Origin of the sequence: Pedobacter kyungheensis (assembly GCF_000812965.1) — a bacterium.
GTDB classification, from domain to species: Bacteria; Bacteroidota; Bacteroidia; order Sphingobacteriales; family Sphingobacteriaceae; genus Pedobacter; species Pedobacter kyungheensis.
Genome location: NZ_JSYN01000037.1, coordinates 1 through 12011, shown reverse-complemented (window position 1 = coordinate 12011; position 12011 = coordinate 1). Strand labels below are relative to the sequence as shown.

Sequence of the window (12011 nt, the reverse complement as noted above, 5' to 3'; positions counted from 1 at the left end):
ACTTGTATGGCGTACATTTACGGTCTTGTCACCGGGTATATGCCAAAAAGGCTAAAAGCGCTTGGGCAGAATGGTAAAATAATTTATCTTTACTTTCGAGAGCGTTAATTTAGATAAACGGGTGCAAGGATCCTTCCTGCATCCGTTTTTATTTATCACCATCAAGTAATGGCCTGCAGAAAACACATCACCTTCGCCGTCATCTGGCTCAACGGTTAAAATTTGTAAACCTTTGGTTTTGTAGGGGTTTGGCGTAATTGTTTCCCAGCCTACAGATAACGAAGTCAAAGATCATTTAATAAGATGCGCACAGTTTACCTGACGCCAGGCCCGGGTAACCGGCCGCGCAAAAATTCATCAAATTTTTCCTTATAACTTCTGCTTACCATAAATTTCTCCCCGTTGTTAAGCATAATCTGGTATCCGTCAACCTGTTTGACATGGTAGAATGATATGATCTCGGACCTGTTTATTCTCAGGAATTCAGTCCGGTCCTGGAGCGCTTCTTCTACACGTTTTAGTGTATGATAGGTGGTATGTTGTTCATCAGTTTGGAAAATCCGGACATAGTTTGACATAGACCGGATGTATAAAATCTCGTCGAGTTTTACATTAACGTATTTATGCTTTGAGCCCCCTTTGATCAATAAAAAATTGTCGGGGTTTTTGAGGGGTAGTTCTTGGGATTTTATTTCCAAAAGGCGCTGGATTTGCCGGATAAATTTTATTTCACTCACAGGTTTGAGCAGATAGCCATCTACACCGATTTCGAAACTTTGCGGGCCGTAATGAGAGTGGCCGGTTACAAATATCAAAAAATCGCAGTAAGGCCTAAGTAGTTTTGCTGCGTCAATGCCGTTGATTTTCGGCATTTCAATATCTAAAAAGACGATATCAATATGGTTTTGCTGGTGTAGGTAGGTTAAAGCGCCATAGGCATCATCAAAACTCTTCTGGTGGCTTACTCCTGGCGTTAATGCGATAAGTTCTTCAATCTGGTTTCGTGAGTGGTTTTCATCATCAATGATAATGCATTTCATTTCCATAATGTTATAGCTTCGGCAGTGTATACCGGCTAATATAGCTATTGTATCTTTTATTAGCAATACATAGCTGCTCAAGAAGTCGTTTGCATAGCGGTACAGGGTGTCCACATAAAAAAACAGTCATTTACATAAAAAAATTGTCGCGGCATTATTTATTTAAGATTTTGCCGGGGAAATAACAGTTTAATTATTAACCAGTCATTTCAACTTTTTTAGTTTTACCTCGCTGTCGGAAGCTTATGGTATGAGAAGAAGGAGGATTTTAGGCCTCCTTCTTTGTATGGGTAACAAATGTTGGGCTAGTGGATGGGGAGATTGGTAAAGAGGGGAGGAGCTGAGCCGTTAATGTTTTACGATTACATGGAAATGATAATTGACTCCGGTTTATTCCGCGGTTAAGGCTTGTGACGTGTAAAAGCGTTTTTCTCGGAAAGCGCTAATACGAGTTGTAAATTTTGCGGGGATGAATTGGACGGCGGAAATAGTGATGTTGTTGGTGAGGTATGGTATAGTTATTTTTGAGCTGCTGCCAAGAATTTGAAAGTTGATGTTTCTTTGCGTGCCCCTAAAGGGTCGCATCTTCCGCTATATCTCCCAGCGGGAGGATGCCGCTGCAACCGCTCACGCACTTTGTATGATGCGATTAGAAGTTATGTTGATGATCGGTTTACTGTATCCCATTCGAAACCAATGGCAAGATTTTTTTTTGCAATATTTCGTTCATTTTCGTGGTACATTTAAATTACATTATATTTATAAAAAATGAGTAACGTGTAATTATGGTAATTGGATATGTTAGGGTAAACAAATTTGAATAAAATTTTGATTTACAAATTGATGCATTAAAAAATATTGGAATAGAAAAAAATCGTTGATCAGATAAGTCGTGTGAAATCTGAAAGACCATATTTTAACGAGCTATTGAGTTTTAGACTAAAGCGAGATACTTTGACAATATGGAGATTAGACAGGCTGGGTAGAACTACAGTAAAGTTAATTGAGTTCGTTACTCAACATGTAGAATCAGGAATGCACTTTAGATCTATTATAGAGAATATAAATATTTCGACAGCCAGTGATAAATTAATCTTTATTTTTGCGGCTTAGCCGAACATGAAAGAAATGTATTAATAGCAAGGATTAATGCAGGATTGCAGTCTACCAGAGCTAGGGGCAAAAATGGTGATAGGCCAGAGGGTATGATAGATAAGTAAAGTGATAGCCCCAATAGTAAAGCTTTTTATGAAAGTAAAAATGGATCAGTAGAAGCGATCATGAAAGCTTTTATATCGGAAGTAAAACAACATTTTATAAAATAATAAACCTAAAATAATATAAAAATAAAGAAGGTTGGATATGATAACAAAATCTGTAATAATAAGTGACTTTAAGGGTTTTCCAGGTCGTGGTATATTTAAATTGCAAAACGGAGAAATTTGGGAACAAGATGGACATAAATACCAGTATTTCTATATATATAGGCCAACAGTAATTATAGAGCACAATGGTAGCAAGGGAATAATGACAGTTAATGGCCACGAATGTAAAGTGAAAAAAATTTCTTAAAGCAGAGATAAAGAATAATGAAACTATGAATTCAAAAAGATTTAGTGAATACGACTTCAAAGAATACTTGCAGCAATTGGTAAATCTCAATGCTCTAGATGATCCTGCTCTTGGTATATCAAAATTTGTTTTGGCAAATGACTACGATTCCCTTTCAAAAAATCAAAAGTTTGTCTTTGATAAAGCTATTATGGAAGGAACTTACTACGTGGATCAGTGTAGCCGTTGTGGCAACGATATCCCTTGGTCAGAAATGTTATTTGCTGAAGATAATGGTAACCAATGTAGTTGGTGTAGTCAGGTTGGCCGTAAGGATTAGCCAGGCTCCCATGCCATCTTTACATCGACGCGTTAAGCATTAATTTAAATCTCAATAAACGATAAATCTATAATATATAAATTTGAAAAAATGGAAGTATTCGAATCGAGTGAATATGTTATTGCAAAAGCTAAGTTAATCCATCCATATTTCGCTGATAAGGGCTGGTTTTCAACACATGGAAAAAATAACTGTATACTTATAAATATTGCTCCTGATGAAAATGCAAATTATACTAAATCGGAACTGGCAAATATAATTTCTGAGGCAGAAGATCAATCACCCAGAACTGGCCTAATTAGGTCATCTATTACATATATATTTTTCCATCACCTACTTTTGGTTGCCAAAGTAACCGTTTTACCGGGTTCAGAAATTGATCTGTAGAAAAAAATAAATCTCAAAAGCGATCGGTTTACAATTTTTTAAAAAAATACTTCAACCACATAACTTAATTTTAAAAGGGGGAGGGAGCTTATTTTCGATGCATATATTCAGACGCTCAAACAAACTCCCTATTTCTTTAGCTTTTCAGTCTCACATACTGTCTAACAAAAATTAATCTTTCTTGATGGGCATAAAGAACTTTTTCACATCCACGTTTAAACCATCAGCAATATCCAATAGGGTAGAAAACATAAAATTTTCTTTTCCATTCTCAATCAGACTTATTTTAGAACGGTCGCCAGAAAACTTGTCTGCTAACTCTTGTTGCGTTAAACCTGCTTTCTTTCTATATGCCTTAATATTTAAGCCTACAAGGCTGAATATTTTCTCGTGCTTTTCCAATTTTATAAAATATTTTTGTTGGACTATTGCAACATTTGTAACTTATTATTATATTTGCTATCAGTTATTTATAGCGACAAACAGGAGTGAGGTTTATTCTTGCTTTTAACGATGTCACTCATGGACGAAAACCGCTAAATTTCCACATGAGCCGATCGTGAGTTCGCCCTTACTATTGAATTTTGCTATCTTCGTGATATCTTATATTCAATAGGGCGAAATTCATGTCAGTCTTTTGTGGAACTCAAGCCTCGGCTTGAGGGGTTCTTAGCGGTACCACGTTCAAAAGCATTGGAGTTCGCCCTATTGGTTTTTTGCCAATCTGGTTTTCTCTGCTTTTATTGAGTCCGCATCGTTTTACATAAAACTACGTTTATGAAAACGAATCAATTAACCGCCATCGAGTGTTATCATTTCAAGGAAGTGATAAAAAAGTATTCCCTTAAACTCTTGTTAAAGAACGTTATCTGTTCTCCGTCGTAATGTGTGCTGGATTTTTCCGAGCATAAAATAGCCCAAAGAAACAGGGGGTGGTGTGATGAGAGCGCACTGATTCCCCGTAGGTTATTTAACTTGGTGCCAGCCCTTAATTGCTGTTTAGGCAAGGGTAACATTACTTAGGTTATTCGCATTCCCAAGGTAGGTATCTTTTTTCTAATACACAATACGGTTTATCGTATCTGCATATTTTTATGTGGAGGGGCTGGTTTTTATCTTTTTTTCTAACATAATATAAACTGGAGCGTATGGGTGCAAATGAAAAGTTTCCTTTTGACTGGCTGTATGCTATCAAGCCGAAGAATCCTGTCTGAGGGGTGGCAGGGCAGGCGGGACCTAAATGGTTAATGATTTTTATGGGTTCTTTAATAATGCGGCCTGCCTTTTTTTTTTGCCTTTGGGCTTTAGCTTTTAGCAGTTAGATTTTTTTAGATTCTTGACAGCGAAAATAGCTTTGGCGAAAGGAGTGTTATACCTAGTTTTTTGCTGGACTTCTGCTGTGGTTATCGTCTGCGAAGGGTAAGGGGCAAGTATCGGAGACCTTGTACATTATTCTCGGCGGGTATCGCCTTCTATCAATCAACTTTAGCCAAACCAATACAACAGATTATGAAAATCCAATATAAATATATACTGCCATTTTCCATTTATTGGGCATTTCTTTACGCCATAAAAAATATTACTGCAGCCCCAGGGTTGATGGGCGTTTGGCAATCTGGCCTAATATGCGGGGATTTGGAACTGGGTTTTAGATCTAGGGTTTTTCAAATGAGTCCTCGCTTATATCATTTCCATTTTCTTTTACCGATATCAATGCGATGACTTTACCTCAACACACTTCTGAAAAAATTGATCTAAAATCTGCTCAACAGTTGCTGGAGGCATTTTATGATGGCTATAGTACCGAAAAGGTCAAACTGGTGTTGCTGGAGGCGTTTCAGGGTTACGCGCTAAATAACAGGAAAGGTTTTCTGGAACTGGGTATCAGTGAACAGGAGGTATGTGAAGTTTTCGATGGTCTGATCGAACTGGTTGGGGCGGTACGTGTGTTGATGGATTGGGGTAAGATTGAGGGGCTTGGGCCTGAAACATAGGCTTGTTTAGGGCTTAGCTTTAACAATTTTTTTACGTTTTAAATCAATCAAAATGAGGCTTAAATTATGCTTCCTGCTATTGCTATGCCTTTTTTTGGGGACTGAGTGTCCTGAATAATAATGTGCTGTGGTGGTTTTCTTAGGGAAACCTGTATGACTGATCTGGACCTGTTAATTCAACTAATCATGAAAAAAAAAATTTATTGTGTTTTATTGCTGCTTTGCAGTATGTGTACTGGGTTATGGGCTCAAGGCAAGCAGGTTGATAGCATTGCACCGCTATATGTAGGGGGCAAGCTGCCGCGTGCGCTTTTTACTTTGGAGAGTAAGGTGCTTAAAGGAGGGGAGTTGTCTGCTGCCTCGCTTTCGGGGGACTTTAATAAGCTGATTATTATTGATTTCTGGGCAAGCTGGTGCGGATCCTGCCTGAAAAAGTTTCCGCTGCTGGAGAAAATGCAGGAAAGGTTTCCTTCTGACCTTAAGGTGTTGTTGGTGAATTCGGTTGGCACGGGTGATACGGCTGCTTCTCTGATTGCGAAGGCTGGGCCGGATGGGGCTTTGGCTGAGGTGGGTTTGCCTTTTGTGGTGGAGGACGAGATGTTTTTGAAGGCTTTTCCGCACCGGGCTATCCCGCATTATGTCTGGATAATCGGTGGGGAGGTGGAAGGAATTACTTCAAGTGATTTTTTGACGGAAGAAAACGTGCTGATGATGGTGGAGCGTAACCGTAAGCATGTGCAGACGGTGAGTAAATTAAAACGGTTTAAGGAGCCGAAGTATTAGTTATGGGCAGGATTATTTTAGTTTTTGTTTTGATCCTTTGTGTTTCCCGGTTGGAAGCGCAGGAGGTTTTGAGAGGTGTGGTGGTGGATGTGAATGGGAAAGGGATTGCAGGGGTAGTGGTAAAAGCTGTTACTGGTAGCCAGGTGTTAACTGGGGATGATGGTTCTTTTGCTCTGAGACTAAAGGCAGGCAGGGTTAAATTGTCGTTTTCGGCGATGAACTTTGTCCGGCTGGATACGGTAGTGTTGCTGCCCTTTAATGGTTTGTTTTCGGTAGTGCTCAGTGGAAGAGACCAGGAGCTGGGGACAGTGGAGGTGAGTACCGGTTATCAGACGCTGCCTAAGGAGCGCGCAACAGGTTCGTTTTTAAAGTTGTCGGGTAAGCTGCTGAATGAGCAGGTGGGTACCAATATCATTTCCAGACTGGAAGGTGTGACCAGTAGCCTGAGCGTAGACCGTAAGAGTAATGGAGGAGAGGGTTACGGGATTATTATTCGCGGCATTGGTACGCTGCAGGGGCCGCGCAGTCCGCTGGTTGTACTGGATAACTTTCCTTATGAAGGGGATCTTGGTAATATTAACCCCAATGACGTAGAAAGTATTACGGTGCTGCGTGATGCGGCTGCGGCATCGATATGGGGCGCGAGGGCAGGGAATGGGGTCATCGTAATCAATACCAAAAAGGCGAGGTTTAATGATAAACTAAAAGTGTCTTTTTCAGGCAATCTGAAAGTGACCGCAAAGCCCGACCAGTATTACCTGAGTAGGATTAGTGTGGGTGATTTTATTGACCTGGAGAATTACCTTTTTGATAAGGGCTATTACAGCAGTTTTGAAACAGACAATTCGCATCCGCCGCTATCTGAGGTGGTTGAACTGCGGATTGCCGCGCGGGATGGCCTTATCAGTGCTACAGATGCGCGTTTGCGGATTGATGCTTTAAGGGGCTATGATCTGCGGGAGGAGCTTAACCATTATGTTTTTGAGAACGCTACTGCCCAGCAGTATAGTTTGCAGCTGGGGGCTGGTACGGAGAAAAGGAACTGGCTGCTATCGGCAGGTTTTGACCATAATGTCAGCTCGCTGGCTGCGCCTTTTAGCCGTTATAATGTAAAGGCGGAGCAGAACTTTAAGCTTGGTAAGCGGTTGACGTTGACAGGGAACCTGATGCTCACCCTTTCCAATAGTAAGAGCGGCAGGGTGGATCCGTCGCAGATCAGTTCGCCTACGGGGATACTTCCGCCTTATACGCAGTTGGCGGATGGGGCGGGGAATGCGCTTGCAGTAATCAGGGATTACAGGACGGGTTATATTAATACTGCCGGAGGTGGTAAGCTACTGGACTGGTCATATTTTCCGTTGGAGGATGATAAGTATTCCAGCTCGGTAAATAAGGTGAATGATGTTCTGGCATCGCTTCGGGTAGCCTATCAGCTGACCGGATGGTTGAAGCTGGCTGGTACCTACCAGTTTGAGCAGCAGGATGGGCAGGTCACAACGATCAATAATCCGCAAAGTTATTATGTACGTAACCTCGTGAATGTGTTTTCTGCTATTGATGCCTCCGGGGCGTTAAAACGAAATATCCCACTGGGCAGTATCCGCGATCAGGATTATTCCTTACTGGCAGCGCACAATGCCAGGGTACAGGCTGACATCAATAAAGTGATGGGCAGGCATTCGCTCTCGGGGATCATCGGGGGGGAAATCCGGAGCACGGGTGTTCAGACCAGCACAGGGCGGATATATGGGCTAAATGAATCCACTTTAAGTACTTCGGTTGTAGATTACCTGAACCCCATTAAAACCTTTGTTACCGGGAATACCCAAAATGTGCCAAACAGGGACGCTATGGGACGAACGCTAAACCGTTATGTTTCGCTGTTTGCCAACCTGGCCTACACCTTTGATGAGCGGTATACGCTTTCCTTAAGTGGGAGGAGGGATGCATCCAATCTGTATGGCCTCACTACCAATGATAAATGGAACCCTCTGTTTTCTTCTGGGTTTGGCTGGGAAGTTTCCAAAGAGAAATTCTGGGGAGGAGGGCTGGTTTCTTTTCTGAAACTCAGAACAACTTTTGGGGCTAGTGGGAACACTGACCCAAGGACTACAGCGGTAACCACGATTACCTACTCGGGCTTTAATTCTGTATTTACCCAAAGCCCCTATGCGCTGTTTAGTAATTATGCCAACCCGGAGTTAAAGTGGGAGCGCGTTTTTATGTTCAATGCGGGGCTGGACTTTGCCTTACGTGGGAACAGAATAAAGGGCAGCCTGGAATATTACCGCAAAAAGTCTGTTGATCTTTTGGCGCTGACCCCGATAGACTTGACAGCGGGGGTGGGTGCTACGCTGGTGAAAAATTCAGGCGTAATCTCGGGCGATGGGGTTGACCTTGAACTCAGCAGCCGCAATATTACCGGCAGGTTCAGCTGGTCGACGGACTTCTTTTTGAATTATTATAAGGATAGGGTGATTAAGAATTATAACAGCACTTTTAACGGCAGGGGAAAGCTGAATGGGAATGTTTCCTATACCGGGCTGGTTGACTATCCGCTTTATGGGATGATTTCTTTTAAATGGGCAGGACTGGATCCTGCGACAGGTGACCCGCAAGGGATATTGAACGGGGCGGTGAGTAAAAACTATGATGCGCTAATGGGGAGCTCGCTTAAGTTCGAGGACATGGTATACCACGGTACCGCACTTCCCATATTTACTGGCGGGCTGGGCAATAGTTTCGCTTATGGTGGTTTTACGCTCAGTTTGAGGATGAGCTTTAAGCTGGGGTATTATTTCAGGAAAAATGTGCTCGATTACGGTTCGCTCATGATAGGCAGGCAAGGAACTGCTGATTACGCCAGCAGGTGGCAAAAACCAGGCGATGAACTGCTGACCAATGTGCCGAGCCTGATTTATCCCAACTCGGACCTCAGGGATGAGTTTTACTGGGGATCTGAGGTGAATGTGCTCAAAGGGGACAATATCCGCATGCAGTATGTGAACCTGGGCTATGACTTTAAGTTTCGGAATGCGAAAATTGGTGTTTCCAAGTTTCAGGTATTTGTGGTAGCCAGCAACTTAGGGATCATCTGGCGGGCAAACAAGGAGCACATTGATCCGGACTACAATGGGATACCGGATGCAAAAAGCATTGCATTTGGTTTCAGATCAACTTTATAAGCTTAAGCGAATATGAAAAAGTTAATTTATTTAAGCATGGTGGTGCTTTTGTTTTGCGGCTCATGCAAGAAGTTTTTGGACGAGAAGTCTAACCAGAACCAGGCTATACCTGAAACGCTGACAGACCTGCAGGCTTTGCTCGATCAATACCAGGTGCTGAACTATGTAGATGGGAATGCGGCCGAAATCAGCACAGACGATGTGTACCTGAATGATGCAGATTTAGCTGCACGGCCTGAAAATGAGCGCAACATGTATACCTGGCAGCGCAGCAATATCTTTTTGCAGGATGGCAATGAATGGTTTTATAATTACAGGGCCATTAACCGTACCAATGTCGTGTTGGAGGCTATCGCTAAAATTGGCGAAACTGCCGGTAATGCCGGCGAATGGGACAATGTTTGCGGGCAGGCCTATTTCATCCGGGCGAAAAACCATTTGCGCGGACTTTACATATGGGGTAATGCTTATGGTGAACAGTCACAGTCAGATTTGGGCATACCCCTCAGGCTGGGTTCTGATTTTAATGTGCCATCGGTGCGGGCGACTGTTGCGCAAGGGTACGCGCAGGTAATCTCCGATCTGCAAAGGGCAGCTCAGGCCCTTCCACTTAAAGCGGTACATGTGATGCGGCCTGCCAGGCCTGCGGCTTATGGAATGCTGGCAAGGGTTTACTTATCGATGCGCAACTATGAGCTGGCAAAGCTGTATGCTGATTCCTGTTTATCGATGAAGGCTGATTTGCTGGATTATAATAATTTGAATGCAGCAGCAAGTTATCCCATCGGCCAATTTAATGTTGAGGTATTGCAGGATAGTTACTTTACTGCCCCAATGCTGAATAGTGCAAGGGGAAAGATCAATCCTGCGCTTTATGCGCTGTATGAGGCGAATGATTTACGAAAGACTGTATTTTTTACTGATAACAAAAACGGGACTTATGGTTTTAAGGGAAGCTATGAGGGAAACTCGAATTTCTTTAGCGGGGTGGCAGTGAATGAGGTGCTGCTGATCAGGAGTGAATGCCTGGCCAGGGCCGGCAGGCTTTCCGAAGCACTGGCTGATTTGAACCGTTTGCTGCGCAACCGGTATAAGAAAAATACTTTCATTGACCGGGCAGGAAGCGATCAGCAGGCGGTGCTGACTGATATTCTGATTGAGCGCAGAAAGGAATTGCTGTTAAGGGGGCTGCGGTGGGTAGATGTGAAAAGGCTGAATATGGAGAATGCTGGTATTTCTTTTAGCAGGAGCTACAAAGGTGTGACCTATCAGCTTAAGGCTAACAGTACGGGCTTTGCCCTTCCGATCCCCGAGCGGGTGATTGAGGTAGCGGGTCTTCCGCAGAATCCTTAAATGCAATGGTGCAGCATTAAGCTGCACCATTGACTAGTGTTACTGCTCTCTGGCAGAAATCAATTCCTGAGAGTCAAGCACGGCCTGGTTGTCTTTACCTGAAAGGTAGGTAGAAAGCGAAGTTTCGATGCCAATTGTGCAAGGTACTTCCGGGTCTCCGCTACATTCAAAGGCTGTAGGGCTTCCTGCAGGTTCCCATGAGCTGGTCTGGTCAACAGGGCCATTGGTGGTTTTGTAGTGGTAGTAAGTAGTTTTTTTGTTGGTGAATGCACTTTGCGAGGCGATAAGGCCGAACCCTAATACAAGGGCTGCAAGGCCTAAGTTGAATTTTTTTGACATGATTTTAGTTTTTAAATGATCTCCGCTACGGGAGGATAAATGAAGTCGATCTGGCTGTTGGTCATTCGATCGGTTGATTGTTTTCTGTAGTGGATAGGACCGGTATCCGGGGTATGATGATTACTCTTTGTCACGAACCTCCTGCTTCAGGTGAATAGTTAAACTAGTTATCGCTAGTAGGGTGAATACAAGGTTAAAAATGAGGTGGGATTTCCATCCGAGCCCATTTAATACTCCGCCACAGCTACAAGGTGACTTACTGAAATAACCTGCCAAGACCAGCACGATGTAGGCGGTAAAAGCGAGTAGCATTAGTGTTGAACCCAGCAGACCAACGATCACCGTTCTTTTGAAACATAGCAGGACTGCGGTAATAAGTTCTGCTGGGATCAAAAAATACAATAAAAAATCTGCCAGCCAGCCCGGAAAAGCCTGGTTGTGGAGCTGCTCATCAAAAGCTGTAATGGTAAAGAGTTTACTGAACGCAGCATAACTAAATAGCAGTACGAGTAGCGGTGGAACGGTTGATTTAAAAATTGCTTTCATGGTAGAAGGATTATGAAACAAATTAACGGGGATTAGAAAAGTTAAAACAGTATGAGATGGGTAGTATACCCTTAAATAAGTACGGGATGAAAGAAAGCAGGCCTATGGTTTACCGGTTTTTACCGGAGGTATTTTTAAGGGCACCTTATTACAGCTTCAGCGGTTATGATCTCTCGCGGTTGCCGGAGGTACTTCAGCAGCAGGCTTTCCGCAATGCAGTATTTCTGGCGAGTGCCGGGTTTTATCGCTTGCTGGAAAAAAAGGAATTTGATTTTGATCGGTTAACAGATAAGGAGAAGCATAGCCTATTCAAATATTACAACCGGATGTGCTTCAGGTCTACACCCTTCGGTAGCTTTTCGTCATTTACTTTACTCCAGTGGGGGAGCGGCGGTCAAGTGAGGCTCTCTGAGGCAGATGAGTCGGTACTTCACCTGTTGCCGGACCAGGCGATGTTAAGGGAACTAAAAAACAGGGTGGATAGCGATCTGGC

Annotated in this window: 13 protein-coding genes; 8 read left to right on the top strand and 5 right to left on the bottom strand. The window is 43.0% G+C overall.

Going from position 1 to position 12011, the window contains the following annotated elements; genetic code table 11:
- Positions 1–51 precede the first annotated feature (51 nt).
- Positions 52–288, bottom strand: coding sequence for a hypothetical protein (locus tag OC25_RS23815; protein WP_039481864.1), 237 nt, complete (start codon positions 286–288; stop codon positions 52–54).
- 26 nt (positions 289–314) lie between these two features.
- A complete protein-coding gene (locus tag OC25_RS23810) occupies positions 315–1040 on the bottom strand; it encodes a LytR/AlgR family response regulator transcription factor (RefSeq protein ID WP_167335438.1) in 726 nt (241 codons plus the stop codon).
- 873 nt (positions 1041–1913) lie between these two features.
- Here OC25_RS23810 and OC25_RS28575 point away from each other — a divergent pair.
- The 3 genes from OC25_RS28575 to OC25_RS23790 all read left to right on the top strand — a co-directional run bounded on the left by OC25_RS28575 (position 1914) and on the right by OC25_RS23790 (position 3318).
- Positions 1914–2153, top strand: a complete 240-nt coding sequence (locus OC25_RS28575; RefSeq protein ID WP_082018705.1) for a recombinase family protein — start codon at positions 1914–1916, stop codon at positions 2151–2153.
- 484 nt (positions 2154–2637) lie between these two features.
- Positions 2638–2931: a hypothetical protein gene (locus OC25_RS23795; RefSeq protein ID WP_039481854.1), complete on the top strand. Its 294-nt coding sequence runs from the start codon at positions 2638–2640 to the stop codon at positions 2929–2931.
- 90 nt (positions 2932–3021) lie between these two features.
- The gene (locus OC25_RS23790) at positions 3022–3318 is read left to right on the top strand and encodes a hypothetical protein (protein WP_039481851.1); all 297 of its coding nucleotides are present in this window, start codon (positions 3022–3024) and stop codon (positions 3316–3318) included.
- Positions 3319–3489: 171 nt separating this feature from the next.
- Here the strand turns inward: OC25_RS23790 and OC25_RS23785 are convergent, their stop codons facing one another.
- Positions 3490–3720: a helix-turn-helix domain-containing protein gene (locus tag OC25_RS23785; RefSeq protein WP_039481849.1), complete on the bottom strand. Its 231-nt coding sequence runs from the start codon at positions 3718–3720 to the stop codon at positions 3490–3492.
- Positions 3721–5036: 1316 nt separating this feature from the next.
- On the opposite strand from OC25_RS23785, the gene OC25_RS23775 reads away from it, so the two are divergent.
- From OC25_RS23775 to OC25_RS23760, 4 genes are all read left to right on the top strand, one after another.
- Positions 5037–5312 (top strand): hypothetical protein, encoded by a 276-nt coding sequence (locus OC25_RS23775; RefSeq protein ID WP_039481843.1) that lies wholly within the window; start codon positions 5037–5039, stop codon positions 5310–5312.
- A 186-nt stretch (positions 5313–5498) separates the two neighbouring features.
- The gene (locus OC25_RS23770; RefSeq protein WP_167335436.1) at positions 5499–6095 is read left to right on the top strand and encodes a TlpA family protein disulfide reductase; all 597 of its coding nucleotides are present in this window, start codon (positions 5499–5501) and stop codon (positions 6093–6095) included.
- Between the two features lie 2 nt (positions 6096–6097).
- Positions 6098–9280 carry a SusC/RagA family TonB-linked outer membrane protein gene (locus tag OC25_RS23765; protein ID WP_039481837.1) on the top strand — a complete coding sequence of 1061 codons (3183 nt, stop codon included), beginning with the start codon at positions 6098–6100 and terminating at the stop codon, positions 9278–9280.
- Positions 9281–9292: 12 nt separating this feature from the next.
- Positions 9293–10633, top strand: a complete 1341-nt coding sequence (locus tag OC25_RS23760) for a RagB/SusD family nutrient uptake outer membrane protein (RefSeq protein WP_039481833.1) — start codon at positions 9293–9295, stop codon at positions 10631–10633.
- Positions 10634–10672: 39 nt separating this feature from the next.
- Here OC25_RS23760 and OC25_RS23755 read toward each other — a convergent pair whose 3' ends face one another.
- Both OC25_RS23755 and OC25_RS23750 read right to left on the bottom strand, forming a co-directional pair.
- On the bottom strand, positions 10673–10972 hold the full coding sequence (locus OC25_RS23755; RefSeq protein ID WP_039481830.1) for a hypothetical protein: 300 nt from the start codon (positions 10970–10972) through the stop codon (positions 10673–10675).
- A gap of 120 nt (positions 10973–11092) precedes the next feature.
- Positions 11093–11518 (bottom strand): MauE/DoxX family redox-associated membrane protein, encoded by a 426-nt coding sequence (locus OC25_RS23750; protein ID WP_039481827.1) that lies wholly within the window; start codon positions 11516–11518, stop codon positions 11093–11095.
- A gap of 56 nt (positions 11519–11574) precedes the next feature.
- Here OC25_RS23750 and OC25_RS23745 point away from each other — a divergent pair.
- Positions 11575–12011: lantibiotic dehydratase (locus tag OC25_RS23745; protein ID WP_156131571.1), on the top strand; the 437-nt coding region annotated here is incomplete at its 3' end.